Source organism: Paraoerskovia marina DSM 21750 (assembly GCF_000701465.1).
GTDB classification, from domain to species: domain Bacteria; phylum Actinomycetota; class Actinomycetes; order Actinomycetales; family Cellulomonadaceae; genus Paraoerskovia; species Paraoerskovia marina.
In genome coordinates this window covers 100,208-124,781 of sequence record NZ_KL370783.1, presented here as the reverse complement: position 1 = coordinate 124,781, position 24,574 = coordinate 100,208, and the positions used below count along the sequence as shown (strand labels likewise).

Annotated in this window: 21 protein-coding genes; 9 read left to right on the top strand and 12 right to left on the bottom strand. The window is 69.3% G+C overall.

Annotated features, from left to right (window positions below; translation table 11 throughout):
- Positions 1–2,136: an alpha-galactosidase gene (locus Q343_RS0113050; RefSeq protein ID WP_029254004.1), complete on the top strand. Its 2,136-nt coding sequence runs from the start codon at positions 1–3 to the stop codon at positions 2,134–2,136.
- Here Q343_RS0113050 and Q343_RS0113045 read toward each other — a convergent pair.
- Both Q343_RS0113045 and Q343_RS0113040 read right to left on the bottom strand, forming a co-directional pair.
- Positions 2,133–3,914 carry a glycoside hydrolase family 2 TIM barrel-domain containing protein gene (locus Q343_RS0113045; protein WP_052367234.1) on the bottom strand — a complete coding sequence of 594 codons (1,782 nt, stop codon included), beginning with the start codon at positions 3,912–3,914 and terminating at the stop codon, positions 2,133–2,135. The two genes, Q343_RS0113050 and Q343_RS0113045, sit on opposite strands and share 4 nt — an antisense overlap.
- Positions 3,915–3,982: 68 nt before the next feature.
- The gene (locus Q343_RS0113040) at positions 3,983–5,104 is read right to left on the bottom strand and encodes a substrate-binding domain-containing protein (RefSeq protein ID WP_081829846.1); all 1,122 of its coding nucleotides are present in this window, start codon (positions 5,102–5,104) and stop codon (positions 3,983–3,985) included.
- A gap of 240 nt (positions 5,105–5,344) precedes the next feature.
- Between Q343_RS0113040 and Q343_RS0113030 the strand changes: the two genes are divergently transcribed.
- From Q343_RS0113030 to Q343_RS0113000, 7 genes are all read left to right on the top strand, one after another.
- Positions 5,345–6,688 carry an ABC transporter substrate-binding protein gene (locus Q343_RS0113030; protein WP_043110098.1) on the top strand — a complete coding sequence of 448 codons (1,344 nt, stop codon included), beginning with the start codon at positions 5,345–5,347 and terminating at the stop codon, positions 6,686–6,688.
- Between the two features lie 121 nt (positions 6,689–6,809).
- Complete coding sequence (locus tag Q343_RS0113025; protein WP_248616835.1) at positions 6,810–7,667, top strand: carbohydrate ABC transporter permease; 858 nt, start codon at positions 6,810–6,812, stop codon at positions 7,665–7,667.
- Complete coding sequence (locus tag Q343_RS0113020; protein WP_169738978.1) at positions 7,664–8,548, top strand: carbohydrate ABC transporter permease; 885 nt, start codon at positions 7,664–7,666, stop codon at positions 8,546–8,548. Before Q343_RS0113025 ends, Q343_RS0113020 begins: the two co-directional genes overlap by 4 nt.
- Before the next feature lie 58 nt (positions 8,549–8,606).
- The gene (locus Q343_RS0113015; protein ID WP_029253999.1) at positions 8,607–9,251 is read left to right on the top strand and encodes a lysophospholipid acyltransferase family protein; all 645 of its coding nucleotides are present in this window, start codon (positions 8,607–8,609) and stop codon (positions 9,249–9,251) included.
- 168 nt (positions 9,252–9,419) lie between these two features.
- Positions 9,420–11,030, top strand: coding sequence for an amidohydrolase (locus Q343_RS0113010; protein ID WP_052367232.1), 1,611 nt, complete (start codon positions 9,420–9,422; stop codon positions 11,028–11,030).
- 93 nt (positions 11,031–11,123) lie between these two features.
- Positions 11,124–11,756: a hypothetical protein gene (locus Q343_RS15655; protein WP_052367231.1), complete on the top strand. Its 633-nt coding sequence runs from the start codon at positions 11,124–11,126 to the stop codon at positions 11,754–11,756.
- Between the two features lie 47 nt (positions 11,757–11,803).
- A complete protein-coding gene (locus Q343_RS0113000) occupies positions 11,804–12,883 on the top strand; it encodes an App1 family protein phosphatidate phosphatase (RefSeq protein WP_052367250.1) in 1,080 nt (359 codons plus the stop codon).
- A 3-nt stretch (positions 12,884–12,886) separates the two neighbouring features.
- Here the strand turns inward: Q343_RS0113000 and Q343_RS0112995 are convergent, their stop codons facing one another.
- The 4 genes from Q343_RS0112995 to Q343_RS0112980 form a co-directional block, all read right to left on the bottom strand.
- Positions 12,887–13,222: a TraR/DksA family transcriptional regulator gene (locus Q343_RS0112995; RefSeq protein WP_029253995.1), complete on the bottom strand. Its 336-nt coding sequence runs from the start codon at positions 13,220–13,222 to the stop codon at positions 12,887–12,889.
- Positions 13,222–14,886 (bottom strand): L-serine ammonia-lyase, encoded by a 1,665-nt coding sequence (locus Q343_RS0112990; RefSeq protein WP_029253994.1) that lies wholly within the window; start codon positions 14,884–14,886, stop codon positions 13,222–13,224. The genes Q343_RS0112995 and Q343_RS0112990 overlap by 1 nt, the downstream gene beginning before the upstream one ends.
- A 57-nt stretch (positions 14,887–14,943) precedes the next feature.
- Positions 14,944–15,516 (bottom strand): DNA-3-methyladenine glycosylase I, encoded by a 573-nt coding sequence (locus tag Q343_RS0112985; protein WP_029253993.1) that lies wholly within the window; start codon positions 15,514–15,516, stop codon positions 14,944–14,946.
- Between the two features lie 188 nt (positions 15,517–15,704).
- Complete coding sequence (locus tag Q343_RS0112980) at positions 15,705–17,936, bottom strand: beta strand repeat-containing protein (RefSeq protein ID WP_029253992.1); 2,232 nt, start codon at positions 17,934–17,936, stop codon at positions 15,705–15,707.
- A gap of 277 nt (positions 17,937–18,213) precedes the next feature.
- On the opposite strand from Q343_RS0112980, the gene Q343_RS0112975 reads away from it, so the two are divergent.
- Positions 18,214–19,191 carry a CE1 family esterase gene (locus tag Q343_RS0112975; protein ID WP_029253991.1) on the top strand — a complete coding sequence of 326 codons (978 nt, stop codon included), beginning with the start codon at positions 18,214–18,216 and terminating at the stop codon, positions 19,189–19,191.
- A 61-nt stretch (positions 19,192–19,252) separates the two neighbouring features.
- Here Q343_RS0112975 and Q343_RS0112970 read toward each other — a convergent pair whose 3' ends face one another.
- From Q343_RS0112970 to Q343_RS14240, 6 genes are all read right to left on the bottom strand, one after another.
- Entirely contained in the window at positions 19,253–20,824 is a 1,572-nt protein-coding gene (locus Q343_RS0112970) for a long-chain-fatty-acid--CoA ligase (protein WP_029253990.1), read from the bottom strand.
- 143 nt (positions 20,825–20,967) lie between these two features.
- Positions 20,968–21,588 (bottom strand): hypothetical protein, encoded by a 621-nt coding sequence (locus Q343_RS0112965; protein ID WP_155990755.1) that lies wholly within the window; start codon positions 21,586–21,588, stop codon positions 20,968–20,970.
- Entirely contained in the window at positions 21,585–22,199 is a 615-nt protein-coding gene (locus Q343_RS0112960; protein ID WP_029253988.1) for a hypothetical protein, read from the bottom strand. The genes Q343_RS0112965 and Q343_RS0112960 overlap by 4 nt, the downstream gene beginning before the upstream one ends.
- Entirely contained in the window at positions 22,199–23,701 is a 1,503-nt protein-coding gene (locus Q343_RS15230; protein ID WP_155990754.1) for a hypothetical protein, read from the bottom strand. Before Q343_RS15230 ends, Q343_RS0112960 begins: the two co-directional genes overlap by 1 nt.
- A complete protein-coding gene (locus tag Q343_RS0112950; RefSeq protein WP_029253986.1) occupies positions 23,698–24,234 on the bottom strand; it encodes a hypothetical protein in 537 nt (178 codons plus the stop codon). Before Q343_RS0112950 ends, Q343_RS15230 begins: the two co-directional genes overlap by 4 nt.
- Positions 24,231–24,524, bottom strand: a complete 294-nt coding sequence (locus Q343_RS14240; protein WP_043110096.1) for a hypothetical protein — start codon at positions 24,522–24,524, stop codon at positions 24,231–24,233. Before Q343_RS14240 ends, Q343_RS0112950 begins: the two co-directional genes overlap by 4 nt.
- Between the last annotated feature and the right edge of the window lie 50 nt (positions 24,525–24,574).

The window sequence follows — 24,574 nt, the reverse complement described above, 5'->3', positions numbered from 1 at the left end:
GTGACGATCCACCACCTCCGTGCCGCGGGCACCAGCCTCGTGCTGGACGCCCGCGGCACGGCCGTCCCCGCCGTCGTCCACTGGGGCCGCGACCTCGGCCCGACGAGCGCCGCCGACCTCGAGACGCTTGCCGACGCCCAGGTCCCGGCGGTCCCCCCGAGCTCGGTCGACGTGCCGCTGCGGTCCCGCCTGGTACCGCTGCCAGCCGACGGCTGGTCCGGGCGTCCTGGCCTGCGGGGCTGGCGTCCCGACGGCGAGCGTGCCGCGGCCTACGTGGGCCTGCAGCACCGCGGGAGCCGGAGCGATGTCGCCGGTTCCGTCACGGTCGACCTCGGCGACGACGCGGCCGGCCTCGAGGTCGAGGTCACCCTCACGCTCGGCCTGTCCGGCGTCCTGGAGAGCCGCACCCGCGTGACCAACGTCGGGACGTCGTCGTACGTCCTCGACGGGGTGGTGGCGACCCTCCCGCTCCCGGCACGGGCCGGCGAGATCCTGGATCTCAGCGGGCGGTGGTCGGGCGAACGGCGTCCGCAGCGGGTCCCGGTCCGCGACGGAGCCTGGACGCGGGAGACCCGGCACGGCCGACCGGGGCACGACGCACCCACGGTGACGGTCGTCGGCGTGCCGGGATTCTCGTTCCGGGCCGGCGAGGTCTGGGCCGTCCACCACGCCTGGAGCGGGGACACGAGCGTGCACGTCGAGCACCAGCCGACGGGGCACACCGTCGTCGGCGCCGGTGAGCTCTGGGGGCCGGGCGAGGTCGTGCTCGCGCCCGGGGAGTCCTACGACTCGCCGCGCACGCTCGCCGCCTGGTCGGACAACGGGATGGACGGCACGTCCGAGCGCTTCCACGCGTGGACCCGGTCCCGCCCCCGTCGGACGTCGCGGCCACGGCCCGTCACGCTCAACACCTGGGAGGCCGTCTACTTCGACCACGACCTGACCCGGCTCACGGCGCTCGCCGACGTCGCGGCCGACGTCGGGGTGGAACGGTTCGTGCTCGACGACGGCTGGTTCCGCGGCCGGGTGGACGACACCCGGGCGCTCGGTGACTGGCAGGTCGACCCCGACCGGTGGCCCGACGGGCTCGGACCCCTCGTCGAGCACGTCCGTGCGCGCGGCATGGGGTTCGGCCTCTGGGTCGAGCCCGAGATGGTGAACCTGGACTCCGACCTCGCACGCGCGCACCCCGAGTGGGTCCTGCAGGGCGCCGCGCACCGCGAGCCTCTCGCGTGGCGCCACCAGCACGTGCTCGACCTCGCCCAGCCCGGCGCGTACGCGACCGTCCGGGACGCGATCGTCGCACTGCTGGAGACCTACCCCGTCGAGTACCTCAAGTGGGACCAGAACCGGGACGTGCTCGACGGACCGAGCAGGCCGCAGGTCCTGGCCACCCGGCGCCTCATGGACGAGCTCACCGACCGGTTCCCCGGCCTGGAGATCGAGTCCTGCTCCTCGGGCGGGGCACGCGTCGACCTCGACGTCCTCGACCGCACCGACCGGGTCTGGGCCTCCGACACCAACGACCCGCTCGAGCGGCAGGCCGTGCAGCGCTGGACCGGGCTGCTCGTCCCGCCCGAGCTCGTCGGCACCCACGTCGGCGACGCCCGCGCGCACACCACCGGGCGCTCGCAGTCTCTGGGCTTCCGGCTGCTGACCGCCGTCTTCGGGCACAGCGGCATCGAGGCTGACATCACGGCACTGAGCGAGGACGACCGACGCGCCCTGCGGCGCTGGACCGCCCTCGTGCGCGACCTGCGGCCCCTCGTCGCCACCGGGGTGACGGTGCGCGCCGACCGCACCGAGGAGTCCTGGGTGCACGGGATCGTCGCGCCCGACCGGACCGAGGCGATCTACGCCGTCGTCAGCCGGACCGCGTCGGCGGACGCGATGCCGGCACCGGCCTGCCTGCCCGGGCTCGACCCCGCACGGCGGTACCGCGTCGAGCGCGTCGACCTCGGGCCGGTCGCGCTCGCCGTCCAGGACGCGCCGCCGCCGTGGTGGGACCAGGGATCGGTCGAGCTGCCTGGCGCGGTGCTGGAGTCCGTCGGGCTGCCCCTGCCCTGCCTCGCGCCCGAGCAGGGCGTGCTGCTGCGCGTGCGGGGCTGCCGGAGCCAGGTAGCGCCCGAGTCCTAGAGTTCGTTGTCGCCGGTGACGAGACGGCGCAGCGTAGCGATCGGGATCTTCGGACTTCTGTCTGCGTACAAGAGGCCATTGGTCTCCTGACCCGTGTCGGTGAGCTGCGTCCAGCAGAACCCGGCGAGTGGCTCAGCCTCTCGCGCCGCCGTGAGAAGCCCGCCGACTCGTTCCGCGAAGTCCTGTTCATCTGTCGCCGTGGAGTATCCCCATGCATCCGAGCGATCAGCGGCGAAGTTCACTCCGCCGAACTCGGTCAGCATCACCGGCCTGTCATCCATTCCAGGGTCGACGACGTCCGTCAGGCGGAGCCGTCGGCCCGCTGGTCCCATGCCAGCGAAGAGCCGGTGCACGGAGACATCAGACCCATACCGCTCACGGAGAACCTCTCCGGACGGCTCATAGTCGTGAATCGTCCAGATATCGGAGTCCGTGTGCTCCCAGCCGTCGTTCGAGATCACCGGGCGTGTGGGGTCGAGCGATCGGGTCAGCGCGGCGAGTGCGACCGTGTACTGCTGCTGGGCCGGGTCGTGAGAGATGTGCTGGACTCCCCAACTCTCGTTCATGGGGACCCACGCGATGATCGACGGATGTGACCGATCGCGGCGTACGAGATCCAGCCATTCGCGTGTCAGCATCTCGACCGCGCGACCCGTAAACGCGTAAGCGTTCGCGGTCTCCGCCCAGATGGTCAGGCCGAGACGGTCGGCCCAGAAGAGGAATCGAGGGTCCTCAGCCTTCTGGTGCACGCGAGCCGAGTTAAAGCCGAGGTCCTTGATCAACTGAACTTCTGCACGGAGCGCATCGGCGCTCGGTGCAGCGAGGTGTGTCTGAGGCCAGAAGCCCTGTTCGAGGACCGACCGAAGGGGGAACGGTCTGTCGTTCAGAAGAAGGGTGTTTCCGTGCGTCGACACTGAACGAAGTCCCAGATAGGAGGCGACCTGATCCGCAGGCGAGGTCGAGTCCGCCGATCTTAGGGTGATGGCGGCGTCGATCAGTGTCGGTTGGTCGGGGCTCCACAGCAGCGACTCGTAGTCCTGTCCGTTGGTCTGGCGGGGAACGCTGACGGTGATCTGCGAGTCCCGGTCTCGTACGAGCGTCGCGACCTGTGCCAGCAGTTCGTCTCCGCAGGTCAGCGAAAGGTCGAGCTCGAATGCAGTTCGTGGAGTCTGGTTGAGCGTGACGGTCAGCTCGACCTGTGCTTCCGAGGTGTCGCATGCCCAACTGATCTCTTCGATATGAACCGCCGGAACGTGCTCAAGCCAGACGGGTTGCCAGATGCCCGTGGTTCGGTCGTACCAAATTACGTGCGGCTCGACCTGCCAGTCCTGCTTGCCTCGCGGCTGCGACACGTCCACGGGGTCGTCCTCGGCCCGGACGACCAGTGTCAGCGGACGGCTGCCGGCTCCTCGCGCGGCCACGGTGATGTCGACGGAAAAGGGCGTCTGACCCCCGACGTGGCGCGCGAGGTGCTGGCCGTCAAGCCAGACGTCGCACGCGTAGTCGACGGCCCCGAAGTGCAGGAGCGTCCGATCGCCCGGCGAAGTCTCCCCTGCGCCGCGCAGGTCGGCCGCGGTGATCTTCCGTCGGTACCAGACGACGCCGAGGTGGTCCGTCGCGTTCACCCCCGAGGCCGGAGATTCAGGCGGGTAGGGAACAGTGATCCGGCGGTCGAAATACGATGCGTCGGGCGAATGCCAGCTCTGGTCGAGCCCTTCGTCTGCCGTATCGATCGCGAAGTCCCAGGCACCGCAGAGGTCGCTCCATCCTGAACGCATCAGTTGGGGCCGTGGATACGTCCCGTCGGAGTTGCTCGCACGTAGCAGGGAGAGAGTTTCCACGGGAATCAGGCCTCCGGGCTCTTGGGCAGGCCGAGGCCCGCAGTGTCGGGAGAGTCGTCGTCGAACTCCCGGTTGGACGGGCGGGTGGTCACCGGTAGAGGTGTCGGCGCGGGTGACGGGCAACTCGTACTGCCGCGCGCGACGAGCTCGAATCCGACGGTGACCTCTCGGGGCGCGGAATTCGGGTCGTCCGCCCTATCAAGGAGGAGGGAGATTGCGGCGTCCGCGATGGCACTCTTGTCGGGCGCGATCGTACTGAGCGCGGGTGCGCTGAAGCGGCCCTCCTCGATGTCGTCGATCCCGATAATCGCCACGTCGTCGGGCACCGACAACCCAGATTCGCGCAGGGCGCGTAGCGCTCCGAGGGCCAGGGAGTCGTTGAAGCAGAAGACAGCATCTGGCCGCGGGTCGCGCTGCAGGAGATCGAACATTGCCTGCTCGCCGTCACACCGATGGAACCCGGGGACATAGCCGACAAGATCGGAATCGTAGGAAAGGCCAGCGGCAGCAAGGCCCGCCCGGTACCCCTCCAGCCTGAGAACAGCCGTCGCGCGGGGCGCGGTCGCCCGGGCGCCGATCGCCGCAATCCGTCGTCGGCCAAGACCTGCCAGGTGGAGAGTCGCCTCGACCGCGGCCTGGTGGTTGTCGATCGCGACGCGAGGATAGGGTGACTCGTCACGGACGGTCTCGCCGAGCAGGACGAGCGGGCCCTTGTCGGTTCGCTCTGCCAGGTCTGCCGCACCAAGGGCTAGCGGGCTGAGGATGAGTCCGTCTACAAGCGGCATGTCGGTACCGTCCGCCACGGCGCGTTCGGTCTCCGCGAGTCCGTCGGTCTGGCTGACGATCGCACTCAGGCCGCGCTTCTTCGCCGCGCGGACGAGATGAGACGCGAGTTCGGCGAAGTACGGCTCTGTCAGTTCCGGAAACGCGAGAGCGATCATTCCGCTTCGTCCACGACGAAGGTGCTGCGCAGCGACGTTCGGTCGGTACCCGAGATCGTCGATGACAGCCTGCACCCGTGTGCGTGTCGAGTCGGTCACGGAAGCCTTGCCGTTGACGACGTTCGAGACGGTCTTGATCGACACGCCTGACCGCTCCGCGATGTCCTGCAGCCGGACTCGTCGCATCGAACTCGCCTTCCTGTGGCCCCGGCGCCGCCCGGCGTCGCCGGGGACGGGCCGCGGCCGGTTGGGCCGCGGTGCTCCATGCAGAGCGTAGGCGAGAACCCTCGCCGATTACAAGGTTTACCGTCACCTCTGTACAACCTTGTATCCATGCTGTAGAAAGTCCGGTACAAGGTTTACCGTCGGGGGATCTCGGCGGAACCGACATTCATCACCGACGACGACGTCAGAAGGAGCTCAACGATGAGTACGACCTCGCGCAGGCAGAATCGACGTGGCCGCGGAACGTTCGCGGCTGCGATCCTCGGTATTGGCGCGCTCGCCCTCACCGCGTGCAGCGGCGGGACGAGCGCCGAAGAGCTGGCGGGCGGAGGAGCGGCATCGGAATCCTCGTTCGACGGCGAGTACGACGGTCCGGCCGTCGAGCTCTCGTACTGGACCGGGTTCACCGGCGGTGACGGGCCGTTCATGAACCAGATGGTGGAGGAGTTCAACGCCGAGCACGAGAACATCGACGTCGTCTCCAACGCCGTCGACTGGTCCGACTTCTATGCCAAGCTGCCAGCTGCGGTTCAGGCTGGCGAGGGTCCGGACGTCGGAGCGATGCATCTCGATCAGCTCGCGACGAACGCAGCCCGGAGCGTGATCGCTCCGGTCGATGGCTTGGCAGACGGGATCGGTCTCACCGCAGACGACTTCACTGCCGAGCTCTGGGATGCCGGGATCTACCAGGGAAAGCGCTACGGGATTCCGCTCGATGTCCACTCGCTGGCCATGTACTACAACGCCGAGCACTTCGAGGCCGCAGGGATCGACGAGCCCCCGACCGACAAGTCGTCTTTCATGGACGCGCTCGACAAGTTGCAGGCCGCTGGGTTTGAGCAGCCGTTCTGGATGCCTTCTCTGTGGCCGGCGCACCTCGAGTTCCTGTCCCTCGACTGGCAGAACGGCGGAGAGCCGTACGCAGCCGACGGGAGCGCCGCGACGTACGACGACGAGGCGGGCGTCGAGGCGCTGGAGTGGCAGCGCGGGATCGTCGACGCGGGCTACAGCCCGTCAGACGTGGCGATCGACTCTCAGTACGTTGCCTTTAAGAACGGCGAAACCTCGATCACCTGGGATGGGATCTGGCAGATCAACGATCTGAAGGCCACCGATCTGTCGTGGGAGATGGCACCCATCCCGACGATTGGCGACGCGCCTGCGGTCTGGGCGAACTCGCACAACTTCTTCATCACCACCCAGGCGTCTGCCGACGAAGACCGCTTTGCGGCATCGCAGGTCTTTATCGCATGGATGAGCGAGCACTCGGACGAGTGGGCAGGGTCGGGAATGATCCCGGCGCGGACGTCGGTCCGTGAAGGCGGTGCGCTCGACGGCCTGCCTCAACAGGCTATTGCTGATCGGATCGACGAGATGCGCTTCCTCCCGGCTGTACCTGGCCTCGGTGGCGTGCAGGCCGAGACCCTTGAACCGGCTGTCGCCGGCGCGATCCTCGGTGACGAAGACCCGCAGGCGGCACTTGCAGACGAGGCAGGCAAGGCGACCGAACTCATGGAACAGAATCTCGAGACCTTCGGAGGCTAGGTCGATGTCCACACGCGTGGCACCGTCGGCGACTGCTCGTCCCGACAAAGCTCATCGGAGCTCACACCGTGGTGGGGCGTCGAGGAGGGGGACTGCACCCCACGGCCGCTTGACTCCCTGGTTGTTCCTCGCGCCGTATCTTGTCTTGTTCATCGCGTTTGTCGTGAGCCCGGTGGTCTACGGTCTGTACATCTCGCTTCATCGGTGGGACTTCACACTGCCCGGAAAGCCGTTTGTCGGACTCGACAACTACCGAGACCTCTTTGACAGTGGCTCGGTGTACTTCGAGTCATTCTGGACCTCGATGGGTGCGACCGGAATATTTACCGTGGCAAGCGTTCCGCTCCTGTTGACGCTCCCCCTGCTCGTCGCGCTCGTGATGAACAAAAAGTTTCCGGGGCGCAATCTCTTCCGAGCCGTGTACTTCGCACCGTACGTCCTCGGTGTCGCCGTGGTTGCTGTCCTGTGGCGGTACCTGCTCGACAACAACATCGGGCTGGTGAACTACTACCTCGGGCTGCTGGGGCTCCCGGACGACACGGCGTGGCTGACCTCCTTGCCTGCCGCCTGGGTGTCGCTCGTCGGCGTCACGGTCTGGTGGACGCTCGGTTACAACTCTGTCATCTACCTCGCAGCGCTCCAGGACATTCCCAAGGAGCTCTACGAGGCCGCACGAGTAGATGGGGCGAGCGCCTGGAACCAGTTCGTGCACGTCACTCTGCCCGGGCTCAGACCCGTGCTGGCTTTCATCACCATGATCACGATCATCGCGTCCGCCAATATGTTTGGGCAGTCGTACCTGATGACACAGGGTGGGCCAGGCCGGGCAACGCGTACGGCGATCTATCAGATCTCCGAAACAGGACTGCGCCAGTACCAGATGGGAACGGCCGCTGCGATGAGCTACGTGCTCACAGCATTCCTCATGGTCTTGAGCGTCGTCGTGTTCTGGCTGTTCCGCGAGAGGAAGCAATCATGAATACGATGCCAGAGGTTGAAGGCGAGGAGCGGATCGGCCTCGTGCCCCGCAAACGTCCACTCACTGCGCGTCATGTGGTGCGCTACGCCGGGCTGATCGTTCTCGCGCTCGTCTTCGTCAGCCCGCTTGTCTTCATGGTGCTGACATCTTTCAAGACGAGGGGGGACGCCGCGGGATTCCCTCCGTCATGGATTCCCGATCCATTCACCCTCGAGGGCTACCGAGCAATCCTGACCACGGCTGGCACGCCGGTCCTTCGCTGGTTCGCCAACAGCATGGTTGCCGCCGTCTCCAACGCAGCGCTCGTCGTGGGGACCGCGGCGCTGGCAGGCTATGCACTTGCACGAATGACGTTCCGCGGGCGAAACGTCGTCTTCGGCGCGATTATCGCCACGTTGTTCGTGCCGCCTGTCATTCTCGTGATCCCGAACTTCCTCATCGTCAACGAGCTCGGGTGGCTCAATACGTTGGTCGCCGTGATCGTCCCGACGGCCGCTTCTGCCTTCGGCGTATTCTTCCTTCGCCAGTTCTTCCTCGGGATCCCGCTCGAGCTGGAAGAGGCCGCCCGTCTCGATGGAGCGAATGCGTTCCAGATCTTCTGGCGCGTGGTCCTTCCCCTCTCGCGGCCTGCGCTCGCCACCCTTGCTCTGCTTGCGCTCCTGACGAACTGGAACGACTTCTTGTGGCCTGTCTACGTTTTGTTCAGCCCAGAGGTACAGACGCTGCCGGCCGGGCTGTCGACGCTGCAGTCGGCGAACGCCGTCCGGTACGACATCCTCATGGCCGGCGCCGTCGTTGCCAGTGTTCCCGTGCTCGTTCTGTTCGTCTTCCTCCAGCGGTACATCATCGAGGGGGTGTCGCGCTCCGGGTTGAAGGGGTGAGGGCCGGTCCGCGCACGCGGGGTGCGGCGAGTGTGAAGATCCGGTGCACAATAGTTGAATGACCTATCGCGTCCTCAAGCTGATCCTGTCGCTGCTTGCGTACGTGTTTCTCCGTCCAGAGGTCACCGGGCGCGGCAACATCCCGCGCAGCGGGCCCGTCATCCTCGCCAGCAACCACCTGTCGTTCATCGACTCGCTGATCATCCCGATCGTCGCGCCGCGGCACGTCACGTTCCTCGCCAAGGCGGAGTACTTCGAGGGCACGGGGGTCAAGGGGCGGATCTCCCGCTGGTTCTTCACCACGCTCGGGCACATCCCGGTCCAGCGCGACGACCCGCGGGCGGGGCAGCGGTCCCTGCAGGACGCGCTCGACGTCCTCAACCGTGGTGGCGCCTTCGGGATCTACCCCGAGGGCACACGCTCGCGCGACGGCAAGCTCCACAAGGGGCACACCGGCGTCGCGTGGTTGGCCCTGGCGGGCCACGCCCCGATCATCCCGGTCGCCGTCACGGGGACCGACAAGGTGCAGCCCCCGGGCAAGCGACTGCCACGGATCCATCGGGTTCAGGTCTCGTTCGGCAAGCCCATCGGCCCGACCAAGCAGCTGCCGGTCGGCACCCGTCCGGCGCAGGCGCGGAGAGAACTCACGGACGAGGTCATGACATCGATCGGTGCCATGAGCGGTCAGGAGCGTTCTGCTTGACCATCTGCGAGTAAAGCAGAGGAATTGTGTTGGGAGCGTAGGAGCATTGTCGGAGTCGGTCGTTCGCCAGGCGCGCACGACCGTCCGGATCTAGCCTCGAAGGTGGTCGGTGATCTCCCTCACGGGGCGATGGCCGCTTCGACTACTCCTAACCTTGTGAGGCACAGCATGGGCGCACCAGAACTCATTCTCATCAACGCATCCGTGGTCACGGTCGACGACGCCGGGAGCACGGCCGAGGCCGTCGCCGTCGCCGACGGGAAGATCGCCGCCGTCGGGGCCACCGACGAGATCCGCGCGTTGGCCGACGAGAGCACCGAGGTCCTGGACCTCGCCGGCAAGACCGTCGTCCCAGGCTTCATCGACCCGCACAGCCACATCACGGCCGGTGCCCCCTACATCAAGCACGCCGCCCTGCACACGCCGCCCGTCGGCGACACCCGCACGGTGCAGGACATCCTGCGCAAGCTCGGCGAGGCACGTGACCGCAACAACGCCCAGCCGGGCGACTGGATCCTCGGGTGGGGCTACTACCCGGACGAGATGGACGACGGCGGCAAGATCACCGCGGCGATCATCGACGAGGAGTTCTCCGAGTACCGGGTCGCGCTCATCCACATCTCGAACCACGGCGCGGTCGTCAACGGCAAGGTCCTCGAGCTCCTCGAGTACACCGCCGAGACGCCCGACCCCGACGGCGGCACGATCATCCGCACCGAGGGCTCGCAGGACCCGTCGGGCGAGATCTGGGAGCAGGCGTTCTTCCCGCTGATGTTCCAGCTCCCGCCGGCCGGCGAGGAGGAACTCCGGGCCATGGCCGCCGAGTACGCCCGCTGGGGCTACACAGTCGCGCAGGACGGTGCCGCAGACATGAGCGCCGTGAACCTGGTCCGCGAGAGCGCGACAGCCAACCCGCTGCCGATCGACGTGAAGTCCCTCGTGTTCTTCCCGGACCTGCAGAAGGCGATCGACGCGAAGATCATCGGCACGGAGGTCGGCGGGCACTCGGTCCACGGCACCAAGCTGATCCTCGACGGCTCGCCGCAGGGCCGGACGGCGAACGTCACCGAGGAGTACGTCACCGGCGGCCCCAGCGGAGAGACCCACTGGCACGGCATCGCCGTCATCGACCAGGACGAGACCAACTCCCTCGTCGAGCTCGCGTACCGCAACGGCGTCCAGGTCTTCGCGCACTGCAACGGCGACGCCTCGGTCGACCAGCTCCTCACGGCCCACCGCGCGGCGGTGGAGGCGGGGGCCGAGGCCCCGGGCCGCACCGTGCCGATCCACTCGCAGGTGATGCGTCTCGACCAGCTCGACGACTACGTCGCCGAGGACTTCGAGCCGTCGATGTTCACCATCCACACCTGGATCTTCGGCGACACGCACGTGAAGAACTTCGGCGAGGAACGGGCCTTCGGGATCTCCCCGATGCGGTCGGCGATCGATAAGGGTCTGCACCCGACCAACCACTCAGACTTCCCGGTCACCCCGATGAACCCGCTCCAGCTGATGTGGACCGCCGTCGTGCGCCGCTCCACGGGCGGGACCGTCATCGGCGAGGCGCAGCGCATCACGCCGCTCGAGGCGCTGCAGGCGCTGACGATCAACGCCGCGTACGAGTACCGCGAGGAGGCCGTGCGTGGGTCGATCGAGGTCGGCAAGAAGGCCGACTTCGCCGTCCTCGACGCCAACCCGATCGAGGCGGACGCGGACGCGATCAAGGACATCGCGGTCGTGCGCACCATCAAGGACGGTCGCACGGTCTTCGAGGCCTGATCCAACCCGAGGGCGGGGCAGGCCGGATCTCCGGCCCGCCCCGCCCTTCGGCTATCTCGGGTGCGGTGGGCCAGAGGCTCGTAGCCTGACGGGATGAACGCACGTCCGATCGAGCAGACCACCGGCGACGACGCCGTCCTGGCCGCCACGGGTCGCCGTCGCGCGCAGTGGTTCGAGATCCTCGACGCCGCCGGTGCGCGGGAGATGCGGCACCCGGCCATCGCGGCGCTCCTCGTCGAGTCGCACGACGTCGACGGGTGGTGGGCGCAGTCGGTCACGGTCGCCTACGAGCAGGCGCGCGGTCTGCGTCGCCCCGGGCAGCGCGCGGACGGCACGTACGAGGTGAACGCCTCGCGGACCATCGCCGCGAGCCGCGCGGAGGTCTTCGCGTTCGCGTCCGACGACGTCGCGCGCGCCCTGTGGCTCGACGCCGCCCTCGGGAAGCTCGCCCGGGGTGACGACCCTGTCGAGATCGAGGTGGTGGGGGCGACGGCACCCAGTTCCGTGCGCTGGCGATGGCCGACGACCGCCGTCGGCGGCGGAGACGGACGGGGCCGCGTGATCCTCGGGCTGAGCGACGCCCCGGACCGCGCCGACGGGACTCCGAGCGGCAAGGTGCGGGCCGCCGTCCAGCACACGCGCATCGAGGACCCGGACGACGTGCCCGCCCTGAAGGAGTTCTGGAAGGCACGCCTGCACGCCCTCGGGCGCCTCGTCGAGGGCTGACCGTCCGCACGACGGCGAACGTCGCCAGCGTGTGGCACCGTGGCCCCGTGCCCAGCCACCGACCTGACGCCACCCACCTCGCGGACCACTCGCCGTCGACGTCCCGCCGCCCGCACCTCGGCGCCCGGCTCGAGGACCGCTATCACCGCGTGCTGTCGCGCCTGCTCCGCTCACGGGACTGGCGGCCGGCCGTCCTGCCGTACACCGGGTACGGCTCGGCGGGCACGACGTCGCAGCCGGGCTCGGTCCGCGTCATGGCCCGGGTGCTGCTCACCCGGCCGCGCCGCGAGGACGGCAGGCCCGCGGGCGAGCGCCGCGGGTACCGCAGCTTCTTCTCCGCCCCGGCGCCGGGGGAGCGCGTCGACGTGCAGATCGCCGGGCGGTCCGTCGCCCTGCACGCCGACCGTGGCGGCTACCTGCACGCCACCGTCGACGCCGACCTCGAGCCCGGTCGGCACGAGGTCACCTACCGGGTGGCGACCGGAGAGTGCGTCACGGGCGACGTCGTCGTCGTGGCCCCCGGCGAACGGCTCGGCGTCGTCAGCGACATCGACGACACCGTGCTCGTCACCGCCCTGCCGCGACCCCTCGTGGCAGCCTGGAACACCTTCGCCCGCCACCCGAGCGCCCGGCACACCGTGCCCGGCATGGCCGGCCTCTACCGCGGGATCCAGGCCGCCCACCCCGACGCCCCGTTCGTCTACCTCTCGACCGGCGCGTGGAACACCGCGGCCACGCTGCGTCGGTTCCTCCAGACGCACGGCTTCCCGGCCGGACCGCTGCTCCTCACGGACTGGGGCCCGACCAACACGGGCTGGTTCCGCAGCGGCCCCGAGCACAAGAACGCCGAGCTCGACCGCCTGGTGCAGGAGTTCCCCGACGTCCGCTGGCTCCTGATCGGCGACGACGGGCAGCACGACCCCGAGATCTACGCCCGCGCGGCCCGGCTGTACCCGGATCACGTCGCAGGGATCGCGATCCGCGAGCTCACCCCCGGGCAGCAGCTCCTGGCGCACGGCACCCCGACCGCCCTGCGTCAGACCCATGCCGAGGTCGTCTCCGCCCCGGACGGGCGAGGGCTCGCCGTGAAGCTGGCCGCCTACCTCCGTCCGGCGCCACCGGGCTGAGGCTCAGGCGCAGGCGATGCAGCTGCGCGCCGTGGGACGGGCCTCGAGCCGCGCGGGCGCGATCTCCCGCCCGCACGCCTCGCAGATGCCGTAGGTGCCGTCGTCGAGCCGGGCGATCGCCGCGTCGATCTCGGCGAGATCCGTGTCTGCCTGCGAGGCCAGCGCTGCGGTCTGCGCCCGCTCGAACGCGATCGTCGAACCCTCAGGGTCGTGCTCGTCGTCGGCGTTCGAGGTCCGCGACGCCTCCACCATGCCGTGGACGTCGCCGCGCAGGCGCTCGCCCCGGAGCAGCGTCGTCGCGCGCAGTTCCAGGAGCCGGGCACGGGCGGAGTCGTTCATCAGCACTCGATGACGTTGACCGCGAGACCGCCCTCCGACGTCTCCTTGTACTTGGTCGACATGTCGAGGCCGGTCTGGCGCATCGTCTCGATGACCGTGTCGAGCGAGACCACGTGCGAACCGTCCCCCTGCAGCGCCATCCGCGCCGCCGAGACCGCCGTGCACGCCGCGATCGCGTTGCGCTCGATGCACGGTACCTGCACGAGCCCGCCGACCGGGTCGCACGTCAGCCCCAGGTTGTGCTCCATCGCGATCTCCGCGGCGTTCTCCACCTGCGCGGGCGTGCCGCCGAGCAGGGCGCAGATCGCGCCGGCCGCCATCGAGCAGGCCGAGCCCACCTCGCCCTGGCAGCCCGCCTCGGCGCCGGAGATCGAGGCGTTGCGCTTGTAGAGCGCGCCGATCGCGGCCGCGGTGAGCAGGTACGTCCGCATCGTCCGACGGCGCTCGGCGGCCGTGGCCTCGTCGTCACCCTGGAGCTCGGGGTGGGTGCGCAGGAAGTGCCGCCCCACGGCCGGGATGATGCCGGCGGCACCGTTGGTCGGCGCCGTGACGACGCGCTGGCCCGAGGCGTTCTCCTCGTTGACCGCCATCGCATAGGCCTGCAGCCACTCGATCGTGGTCTCGGCGCCCGCGGCGTCCATCACCTCGAGCTTCTCGCGCTGAGACCGCGCACGACGGCGGACCTTCATCCGGCCGGGCAGCGTCCCGTGCCGCTCTAGACCGTGGTCGACGCAGTCCGACATCGTCTGCCAGATGTCGTCCAGTGCCGCGGTCACCTCGGCCTCGGGGCGGAGCGCCGTCTCGTTGGCCCAGGCGACCTCGGCGATCGAGAGGCCGGTCCGGTCGGCGGCGGCGAGCAGCTGGGCGGCGTTGAGGACGGGGTAGGGGACGGTCTCGACAGGCTCGACCGGCGTCGAGACGGCTGGTTCGTTCGTCGAGCCTGCCGAGACGGTCGTTTTGTTCGTCGAGCCTGTCGAGACGGTCGTTTTGTTCGTCGAGCCTGACGAGACGGTTTCGACCGGCGTGGTCTCGACGGGCTCGACCGGCGTGGTCTCGACGGCCTCGGCGGCACGCTGCCGCTTCTCGGCCTCCTCTGCTTCGGCGAGCTCCTCCTCGCTGAGCACGAACCCGCCGCCGATCGAGTAGTAGACCCGCTCGACGACGACGTCGCCCGCGTCGTCGGTGGCCGTGAACCGCATGCCGTTGGGGTGCCCGGGCAGGCGCGTCAGCGGCGCGAGCCGGATGTCGGCGGTCGCGACGGTGATGACGAGCGGTTCCTCGTCGAGGTCTTCGCCTTCGTCCTCGCCCGCGGTGTCTGCGTCGAGCCCCCGACCGATCACGACCGGACTGCCGTCGCCGAGCTTCTCCCACCCGTCGGGGATCGCGTCGGGGTCACAGGTCTCGGCGATCTGACCCCGCAGGCCCGCGACGACGGCGTCGGGGGTGCCGTGGCCGATACCGGTGGCGCCGAGCGACCCGCACAGCACCACGGAGAGGTGCGTCGGGGCGCCGGTCCCGCCGCCGGTGGGACCGCGCCCGTCGCGGGCGCTCCGCTGGAGCTCTCCGGCGAAGTGCGCGGCGGCACGCATGGGGCCGACGGTGTGCGAGCTCGACGGCCCGATGCCGATCGAGAAGAGGTCGAGAGCGCTGACGTAGGCGGACATGCCCCTATCGTCGCACCTCGTCTCACCTGCTGGACGCCAGCGCGGCGGTCGTGCTGGTCAGCGCCGCGCGAGGACGACGGGGCAGGCCGCGAGATGGTCGTCGACGAGACCGCACGCCTGCATCGCCGCGTAGGCGGTGGTCGGCCCGACGAACCGGAACCCCCGTCGCTTCAGCTCCTTGGCGAGCGCCTTCGACGCATCCGACGTCGCGGGGACCTCGTGCCAGGTTCGTGGCCGGTCCGGCTCGGCGCGGGCCTCGGGGGCGAAGGACCAGACCAGCTCGTCGAGCGACTCGTCCGCCTCGTGCAGCGCGACGACGGCGCGGGAGTTGGCGATCGTCGCCTCGATCTTGGCGCGGTTCCGGATGATCCGGGCGTCGCCGAGAAGGCGCGCGACGTCGTCGTCGGTGAACCGCGAGACCGCCTCGGGGTCGAACCCGTCGAAGACCTCGCGGAACGCCGGCCTCTTGCGCAGGACGGTGAGCCACGAGAGCCCCGACTGGAAGCCCTCGAGCGCGAACCGCTCGAGCAGTGCGGTGTCTCCGTGCACGGGGACACCCCATTCCTCGTCGTGGTACGCGGCGTACAGGTCGTCGCCGTCGCCGAAGCAGCGGGCTGAGGTCGGTGTCATGGGACCACTCTCGCGGTCTCCGCCGACATTGCACGCGAGAACGGGAACGGACTGTGGACGGCGACGGCCCTCACCGTCCTGTGGACAGGGCGGCGGCGGCCGGACAGCAAGATCGGGGGCGGCCCGGGGTGTGGGCCGCCCCCGATCGGGTGCGGGAGCGTGGTCGCCGATGACACGCCCCGAGAGGGTCAGGCCGTGTAGCGGCTCCGGACCCCCAGTCCGATGGCCACCGCACCTGCTGCGGCGGCGAGGAGGGCGATCAGGATCGCGCTCCAGGCGACGGGGACGACCGGAGCCTCGTCGACCTGCGTCCGCAGGTCGGTGGTGCCGGCCGCGACCTGGACGACGCCGTCGTTCAGGTCCGAGGCGCCCGTCGCGATCTGGCCACCACCGTCGGCCAGCTCGGACGCCCCGGTGGAGAGGTCGTCCGTCCCCGCGGCGAGCGTCGTCGCGCCCTCCTCGAGATCACCGGCGCCCTCGTCGAGGTCCGCGCTGCCCTCGAGCAGCGTGGCCAGACCGTCGCGGAGGTCGCCGGCGCCGACCGCCAGGGCGTCCGCGCCGTCGTTGAGCTCCACCGTGCCCGTGCTCAGGCGCTGGGCGCCGTCGGCCAGGCGTGAGTTGCCGTCGGCCAGGTCGCCGGCGCCGGTCGATACCTGCTGCACGCCTGCCGCGAGCTCGCCGGACTTGTCTGCGAGCGTCACCGACCCCCCGGCGACCTGGAGCACGCCGTCCGAGAGGAGCACCGCGCCGTCGTCCAGCGTGACGAGACCGTCCGCAAGGTCACCGGCTCCGCCGGCCACAGCACTCGCGCCCTCGGCGATGGCCGTCGTCCCGTCGGCGAGCGTCACACCGCCCTCGGCCGCGGAGGTCGCGCCGTTCGCGACCTTGCCCGCGCCGTCCGCGAGCTGGGCCGATCCGCCCCGGACGCCCACCGCGCCGTCGGCGACGTTCGAGGTCCCGTCCGCGAGGTTCTCGGCACCGATTGCGAGATCCCGCGCGCCGGTCGACGCCGCAGCGGCGCCTGCAGAGAGCTGCTGGGCCCCGGGGACGAGCCCCGCGACGTTCTTGCCCGCGTCGCCGGCGAGGCCCACACGCAGCTGCTCGGCACCCGCGGCGACCTTCGCGGTCCCGTCCCGGAGATCGGCGGTGCCGGTCGCGAGCGCCTGGGCGCCGTCGTTCGCGGACTTCGCACCTGAGGCCAGGTTCTGGATGCCACCGCTGAGGTTGGTGGCTCCTGCTGCGAGGGTGTCGGAGCTCGTGCGTGCCTCGGCGATGCCGGCGCGGACGGCCGCGAGCGTGGCGGGGTCGATCTCGCCGCTGGTGCCGAGGGCGGCCTCGAGGTTGGCCAGGGCTGTCGCGAGCTGTGCCACGCCTCCGGAGACGGTGGCCGCCCCGCGTGCTGCACCGGCCGAGGGGTCGTTCAGACCCGCCGAGAGCTGCGCGGTCCCGGCTGCGAGGTTCTGCGCGCCGGTGGCCGCGGTGTCGGCGCCCGTGGCGACGTCCGCGGCTCCCGCGGCGAGCGGTGCTGCACCCTCGTCGAGGGCCTTCTGCGCACCGGCCGCGAGGTCGGCGGCTCCGTCGGCGACCTGCTGTACCCCTGTCGAGAGGTCGGCCGCGCCGTCGGAGAGCTGTGCTGCGCCGTCCCGAGCCTGTGCAGCACCGTCGGCGAGGAGCGTCGCCCCGTCCTTGAGCCCGGTCGCGCCCGTGAGGAGGTCCCCGGCTCCCGTGCTCAGCGAGGTCAGCCCGGTGGCCAGGGTGACAGCTCCGTCGTCGAGGTCCGCGGCGCCGTCCGCGAGGTCGGAGGCCCCGTCGGCGAGGGATTCTCCGCCGGTCCGGACCTGGGACGTCCCGTCGGCCAGGCTGAGCGCACCGCCCGCGGCCGTGGCTGCGCCGTCACGCAGGTCGCCCGCGCCGTCGGCGAGGGCTGCGGCGCCCTCGCTCGCCGTGACGCTCCCGGCGCTCAGGCGCCCGGCGCCCGCCGCTGCGTCCTGTGCCCCCGTCGCCAGGTCGCCCGCGCCCGTGCGGGCGGTGGCCGTCCCGTCGAGGAGCTTCAGCGCGCCGTCTCGCAGGTCGACCGAGCCGTCTGCTGCGGTTTGTGCGCCGTCGGCGAGGCGTGCGGTCCCGGTGCTGAGGGTCGTGGTGCCGGCGGCGAGCTCGTGCGCACCGGCGGAGACCTGCTCGGCGCCGGCCGACAGGTCGGACGCGCCGTCCCCGGCGGTTCCGGCGCCGTCGGCCAGGGTGCCGGACCCGGTACTGACCTGGGCGGCGCCGTCTTCGAGCCGGGTCGCGCCGTCGGACACCTTGCCGTTGAAGACCAACAGGTAGGCGACGAGTCCGAGGACGATCAGGGTCAGGAGGGCGAGCGCGACGGCGCTGACGGCCCAGGGCGTGCGGGGTTCCCGCAGGAGGTGCGTGGACATGATGTCCTCTCTCGCGACGTGCACCGTTGCACGTGGCGGTTCTCGATCTCACCCGGACGGGTGAGGCGCAGAGCTGGAGCGAAGCCGTGGCTGACAGTAGCGAGACGCTGTCGCATCGGGAAGGGAAGTATCTGATACCGAATCGCAACGATTAGGTCACGGGGATTTCTCACACGGCGTCGAATGCCCGGAAGGTCCGGTCCGCGGTCGATTACCGAGCACTATTCTGTTTTCGATGGCGACGGGAACTGTCCCTCGCTCGCGAGAAGGAGACGAGATGAGCAACGAAGCGGACGCGTCGGTCAGGACTCGCAGCCGAGCACGACGGATCTGGACCTGGATCCTCGGGGTGCTGGCCGTGCTGATCGTCCTGGTGGCGGGCGCGGCGTTCTGGTTCCTGTGGACGCCGTCGGTGGACGAGCCCGACCTCGCCGCGGACGTCGGCTCGGGCAGCGTGGCCGTGGACGGCACCGCTCGTGACTACCTCGCGGTGACGCCCGACAACCTCCCGGACGGTGCACCGCTCGTGATCTGGTACTCAGGAAGCGGCGAGGACGCCGCCGGTGCCCGCGAGTCCACGGGATACCGCTTCGAGGAGCTTGCCGTCGAGGACGGGTTCGCGGTCGCCTACCCCGAGGGCTACGAGAACACCTTCAACGACTGCCGCGCCGAGGGCGACTACCCGTCCCAGACGGAGGACGTCGACGACGTCGCGTTCACCCTCGCTCTGATCGACCAGATGGCCGCGGAGCACGGCATCGACACGGACCAGGTCTACGTCGGCGGGTACTCCAACGGTGGGCACATGGCGATGCGGATGGCGGCGGAGGCACCTGATGCCGTCGCCGGCGTCGCGACCGTCGCCGCCACGATGCCCGTCGAGGACAACTGGGACTGCGCGGGACCGAGCGGGCCCGTCCCGGCCATGTTCGTCACGGGCACGGACGACGGTGTCAACCCCTACGAGGGCGGCACCATCCGCGCCGGAGGCGGAGACGCGGGCGAGGCGATGTCCGCCGTCGACGGCGCCGCGTACTGGGCCGGCCTCAACGGCGCGACGGGGCCGACGGAGACCGCGGTGTCCGACGACGTCACCGAGCTGGCCTGGACCGGTGACGCGCCCGTCGTCCTCGACACCGTCGACGGCGGCGGCCACACCGTCCCGAACCCGAACGCCCGCGCCATCCGCGCGCTCGGCTCCACGAGCGACTGGGACGCCCCCGCAGCGATCGTGGAGTTCTTCGGTCTCGCCTGAGGCGGACGCACCGAGGGCCGCGAGACCGTGACGGTCCCGCGGCCCTCTGCGTCATGCCGGGTCAGCGCGTCCCGGACTCCTCCAGCCGGCGCACCAGCTCACGCTTGAGGATCTTGCCGCTCGGTCCCAGCGGCAGGGTGTCGAGCACCTGCACCGTGCGCGGGTACTTGTACCCGGCGATCTGCTCCTTGGTCCACGCCACGATCTCCTCGCCCGTGACCGGGTCCGCGCCGTCGGCCAGCACGACGGCGGCCGCGACCTCCTGCCCGTGCGTCTCGTGCTCGAGACCGAACACCGCCGCCATGTTGACCGCCGGGTGCCGCATCAGCACCTCCTCGACCTCCCGCGGGTACACGTTGTAGCCGCCGCGGATGATCATGTCCTTGGTGCGGTCCACGATCGTGATGAAGCCGTCGGCCTCCTTGGTGCCCAGGTCGCCCGAGCGGAACCAGCCGTCGACGACGGCCTCCGCGGTCGCGTCGGGGCGGTTGAGGTAGCCGGAGAACAGGTTGTGCCCCCGGATGACCAGCTCGCCGAGCTCACCGTGGGGGAGCAGCTCGATGCTGTCGCGGATCAGCGGGTCGGCGACCTCGACGTCGACGCCCCAGATGGGCTGGCCCACCGTGCCGGGGCGGATCGGCTGGCCGAAGTGGTTGAACGTCGCCACCGGGCTGGTCTCCGTCAGCCCGTATCCCTCGTGGATGTCGGCACCGAACGTCTCGGAGAACTTTTCGAGCACCGCGACGGGGAGAGCCGCGCCGCCCGAGACGCCGAACCGCAGCGGTGGTCGCTCCGGGTTCTTCGCCGCCGCCTGCGTGATGGCGATGTGCATCGTCGGCACGCCCATCAGGATCGTCACCCCGTGGGCGTTCATGAGGCTCAGCGCGTTGTCGGCGTCGAACCGCGGGAGCAGCACCACCGAGGCGCCCGCGCGGAACGCCGCGTTGAGCGCGCACGTCTGGCCGAACGTGTGGAAGAACGGCAGACACCCGAGGATCACGTCGCTCGACTTCATCGGGATCGCGTCGAAGAGCAGCGTGTTGACCTGCTCGACGAGCGCGAGGTGGCAACCCATCGCGCCCTTCGGCTCGCCCGTGGTGCCGGACGTGTAGAGGATCGTCGCGACGTCGTCCGGCGCCTGGGGTACGTACGTGTCGATCGGGGTGGCCGACGACGCCTCGTCCTCCAGGCGGGGGACCGGCACCTGGTCGACCATCTCGTCGGGTACGAGCAGGCTGAGGACCGGGACCTGCGCGGCCTGCGCACCCTTGCCGGCCTCCTCGAGGAGCGGTGCGCCGGCGAGGAGCAGCGTGGCGCCCGAGTCCTCGAGGACGTAGCGGATCTCGCCGCCCTTGAGCAGCGCGTGGACGGGGACGACGGTCGCGCCGAGTGCGAGCACCGCGTAGTAGCAGCGTGCGAAGTCGGGGACGTTGGGGAGAAGAACCGCGACCTTCGACCCCGGTCCGACACCGCGGGCGCGCAGCGCGCCGGCGTAGGAACGGGTCTGGTCCCAGAGATCCGCGTAGGTGATCCGCTGGTCGCCCATGATCAGGGCGGTCTGGTCGCTGTGCCGGGTGGCGGACTCGGCGAGGATGGCCGCGACGGAGACGGTCGCGTTGGTCGGGTTTGACATCGGTGTCCTTCCCTGACCGCCACGGCGTCGTGGCGGTCGACTGTATCGATTGCGCCACTCTAAGTGTGGTCGGGGTCACAGCGAAATCGTGGCGCCTGGCGCCCTGTCCGGCTGCCCGCGATGCGGGTGTTCGTCCCGTCGCGTCACCCGATCCCGGCGACGATCGTGTCGAACAGCTCGGTCATCGCATCCCTCAGCGGGAGGTGCGGGGTGGTGAACGTCGCGCGGAAGAGCCCCTCTCCGTCGTCGGGATCGAACCAGTAGTCGACGACGAGCTGGCGCAGGTCCGTGCATCCCCAGACGTCCGGTCCGTTGCTCTCTCGAACCTGCCGCAGGACCGTGCCGTACGGACCGATCGCCTCGCTCGCCTCGCCTCCGAGCATGCGCACACGGCGACGCTGACCGTCCAGAGTCCGTTCTGGCCCGAGGCGGAACGTCGTGACCGTCGCCGAGACCGGTCTGCCGGCCACCTCCATCAGCGACGTGGCGAAGAGGCGGCCGCCCTCGCGGTGCGCGGCATCCAACGTGGCTGAGAGCTCTCGGCGCAGCTCGTGGCGCAGCGAGACCTGCACGTCCGCACGACCCACCTGTCGTTCGACCAGGGCCCGGACCGACCGTGAGCGCGCCGCTGAGTCCGTCAGCGGGACGACCCACCAGGTCGCAGGCAACGCCACCCGGAGGTCACCGGGAGCACTCGACGACACCCAAGCGGACTCCTCCTCTTCGTTCCCCTCCTCCTCGACCTTCTCCGTCATCGCACTCACGCCGGGTGGCCAACGACGGGGATCAACGAGTTGTTCAACTCGGAGTGGATGAACGGATACTGCTCGGCGAGGGCCGTATGCGGCGTCCGCGTACTAATCTCGATCACACCCATGGTGTTCTCCATGAACAGCGTGCTGGTGATCGTCGACCACACCGTGTTCCGTTCTGGCTCGACCTGCGCCTCCAGAAGATGGACGTACGTGTACTCATCGCCTTGCGGGAACACGGAAGCTCGGCGGCTCGTCACCCGCATGCCGTCTGGGCCGACCTTCGGGCGCTTCATCAGCCCCCGGCGGTACTGCTTCGGCGCTCGTGGGTGTCGGCCATCAACCGGCAGGATCGAGAGGTGTCCGTAGATCCCCACCGAGCCGGTCGTAGGGTCCGGAACCCAGACGGCGCCGGCGACGGTGTGCGGGATCAGGGACAACTGGTGGTCGACGTCGACGACGGCGCGCACCAGCGTCTCGCCGGCCGCATCCGTCGGTGCCGCTGCACGGAGCGCATCCGTGACCGTCGACGTCTCCGAGGCATGCCACACATACCAGTTCTCGATCGGGTCCCACTCGACACCCCCGAGGATGGTGTCAGGTCTTGCCGTGTTCTGGGCCATTACAACCCCAACCTCTCTGCCGGCGTGGGTGCCGGGCCGGTCGACCGTTCCGTGAACGACGTGACCATGTCGTCCGTGAGGTAGGCGTGGAGTGCGGTGTCGACGACGAGCTTCTCGCCGAGCGACACCGCGACCACACTCGCCGTCGAGTGGACTTGCGCCGCATTGTTCATCAGCATCGACAGCGAGTCCGCAGCGTCGTCCGCACGTGTCGCCGGGGCGTTCGCGGCAAGCGTTGCAGCGCGCCCGTCCTGCCCGGTGGCGACGATCGACTTCACGTCCTTGACGTCATCGCCTAGGCCGACGAAGGTCAGGAGGTTGTCCCGGGCCGAGCCAGAGAACGACTCGCGGATGTTCCCGATCGGGTGCTTGGCGAACTCCTTCACCTGCCCAATGCCCTTGAGGTCGCCCCAGAGATCCTTGGCTGTCGTGAACGGATTGAGCGAGCGACGCACCGCTTCTCCGAACGCGCCAGGCTCGCTGACCTTCGTGATCACCTCTTTGGCCTGGGTGTACGTACCTGCTTGGAGCTTCGCGCTGTCCGTCATCGCTCCGAGATCGAGCTTGCTCCGCGACGACTTCGAGGCCAGCCCGACGCCTCGCATCCCGATACGTGACATTGCCGCACCGCCGTGCGTCGCGAACCGGAGGCCGGCGATCGCGACCCGGCCCACGCCGAACGTCGCGACTCCGAGGGCAGAGAGAGCAACTGCTCCCCACGACTTGTCGCCGTTGAACGCCAGAACAAAGTCGGCTACGAGTGCGACGATGCCTGCGATGATCGCGATCGCGCCGAGGGCAGGTCCGAGTCCGGGAACCCACGCAAGGACGAGTGCCAGGACTCCGGCGGTCGTTGCGATCCACCCTGCGACCTTCGAGGTCCACTCCATGGCGGTCTTCCCCCAGGTCTCCCACCATCCGTCTGTCAGCCCGTCATCGAAGGACCCGCGAATCGCTGCGGCAGCAACCTCCGCGGCCTCGTCGTGACGGCGAACCGCTAGAGCGAGATCCTCGGCAGCACTATCGATCGTCGCCTGGGCCGACTGTTGAGACCACGCAGCATCCTGGATGCGCCACGCAAGCGACCGGTCGGGCGGCTCCATCGGGTCAGCATTCGCCTGAATCGACTCGAGTATCCGCTGATCCTCCGCAGCATCGTGAGCCCGGAACTGAGCCGATTGAGCCGCCTCCAACGCCGCATCCGCAGCCACCTGGGCGCTTGTCAAAGCCTCGGCGTAATCGTCGAGCGCACGCGACGCAACGGCATAGCGGTCTGCCGCATCCTCGACGGACTTCATGGTCGCTTCGGCACGTTTCGCGACCGCCGCCACGGCATCTGATTCCATATCTTCCAGCGCCAGAACCGTTGAATCATCCTGCGCCACCCTGTCTATCGCGATCTTCACCGACCGCAGCCGCTCTGCCGCCTCTGTCACTACGGTGACGTCCCCTGGAAGCGGGTCCTCGTTGGCGAGCGGGTGCCAGTTGAACGGGCGGTTCACGCAATCTCCTCCGTCGGCGCAGGGCACGTGAGGATGTACGTCGTTGGCGTGTAGTCGAGGGCACAAACTTGGATTGTGCCGTCGGGGTGTTCGACAACAGCTTCCTCTTCAGTCACCCGCCCATTTGGGATGAACGTGCGATGGGTCATGTCAGGTGAGTCCCGCAGGATCGTGATGCCGTAGGCCTCGTTAAGTGCGCTGGTGACCGCGTCGTAGCGGTCAGCGCTGGCCTCGGAGTATTCGTCGCGTTGGACGTCGTGGACATGTTCGTAGTACTCAGTTCCGGCCCAGCCGCCGAATATTCCTACTACGATCATCCCGAGTGTGGTGAACATCGGCTTGATAGGGGAGAGCCCGTTCTTGAACCACCGTCCGGGTGCGAGAACGATCGCTCCGAAGAGCAAAGCGCCAATGATCCCGATCGCAACGAAGATGCCCGTGTACCACGCCGGTGACCAGGGGCCCGGGGACTCGGGCTCGGGGATCGGCGGGACGATCGGCGTGGTCGCGAGCAGCTCGACGAGGATTGTCATGCGGTCTCACCGCGCAGTGCTGAGGCGAAGTCGGCGTCGAGCGCTTCGAACTCCTCACCGACTCCCGTGGACGCGTCGGCAAGGCTGGCGATCTCCTCGACGATCTCGACACGGCGGTCATCCCAGTTGTCGGCGAACTCGCGTACCGCCGACGCCAGGTCGTCGTGACAGATCGCTCGCGCGAGCTCCTCGCTGCGCTCGTCGGCGTAGGTGAACTCCTCGGCGATCGTGCGCAGGTTCGTCCCCAGGTCTCGCAGTGCGGTGGTGTCGATCTGGAGGCGGTTCCCCATGAAATGTCCCCTTCGTCAGAGACATCGTAGAGACGCGTGTCGGCGCGAAT

What these genes read in the sequence shown, in the direction of transcription:
- Q343_RS0113045 (WP_052367234.1), bottom strand. Translation starts at nt 3,914, where the DNA reads ATGCGTTCAGGATGGAGCGACCTCTGCGGTGCCTGGGACTTCGCGATC.
- Q343_RS0113040 (WP_081829846.1), bottom strand. Translation starts at nt 5,104, where the DNA reads ATGCGACGAGTCCGGCTGCAGGACATCGCGGAGCGGTCAGGCGTGTCG.
- Q343_RS0113030 (WP_043110098.1), top strand. Translation starts at nt 5,345, where the DNA reads ATGAGTACGACCTCGCGCAGGCAGAATCGACGTGGCCGCGGAACGTTC.
- Q343_RS0113020 (WP_169738978.1), top strand. Translation starts at nt 7,664, where the DNA reads ATGAATACGATGCCAGAGGTTGAAGGCGAGGAGCGGATCGGCCTCGTG.
- Q343_RS0113015 (WP_029253999.1), top strand. Translation starts at nt 8,607, where the DNA reads ATGACCTATCGCGTCCTCAAGCTGATCCTGTCGCTGCTTGCGTACGTG.
- Q343_RS0113010 (WP_052367232.1), top strand. Translation starts at nt 9,420, where the DNA reads ATGGGCGCACCAGAACTCATTCTCATCAACGCATCCGTGGTCACGGTC.
- Q343_RS15655 (WP_052367231.1), top strand. Translation starts at nt 11,124, where the DNA reads ATGAACGCACGTCCGATCGAGCAGACCACCGGCGACGACGCCGTCCTG.
- Q343_RS0112995 (WP_029253995.1), bottom strand. Translation starts at nt 13,222, where the DNA reads ATGAACGACTCCGCCCGTGCCCGGCTCCTGGAACTGCGCGCGACGACG.
- Q343_RS0112990 (WP_029253994.1), bottom strand. Translation starts at nt 14,886, where the DNA reads ATGTCCGCCTACGTCAGCGCTCTCGACCTCTTCTCGATCGGCATCGGG.
- Q343_RS0112985 (WP_029253993.1), bottom strand. Translation starts at nt 15,516, where the DNA reads ATGACACCGACCTCAGCCCGCTGCTTCGGCGACGGCGACGACCTGTAC.
- Q343_RS0112980 (WP_029253992.1), bottom strand. Translation starts at nt 17,936, where the DNA reads ATGTCCACGCACCTCCTGCGGGAACCCCGCACGCCCTGGGCCGTCAGC.
- Q343_RS0112975 (WP_029253991.1), top strand. Translation starts at nt 18,214, where the DNA reads ATGAGCAACGAAGCGGACGCGTCGGTCAGGACTCGCAGCCGAGCACGA.
- Q343_RS0112970 (WP_029253990.1), bottom strand. Translation starts at nt 20,824, where the DNA reads ATGTCAAACCCGACCAACGCGACCGTCTCCGTCGCGGCCATCCTCGCC.
- Q343_RS0112960 (WP_029253988.1), bottom strand. Translation starts at nt 22,199, where the DNA reads ATGGCCCAGAACACGGCAAGACCTGACACCATCCTCGGGGGTGTCGAG.
- Q343_RS0112950 (WP_029253986.1), bottom strand. Translation starts at nt 24,234, where the DNA reads ATGACAATCCTCGTCGAGCTGCTCGCGACCACGCCGATCGTCCCGCCG.
- Q343_RS14240 (WP_043110096.1), bottom strand. Translation starts at nt 24,524, where the DNA reads ATGGGGAACCGCCTCCAGATCGACACCACCGCACTGCGAGACCTGGGG.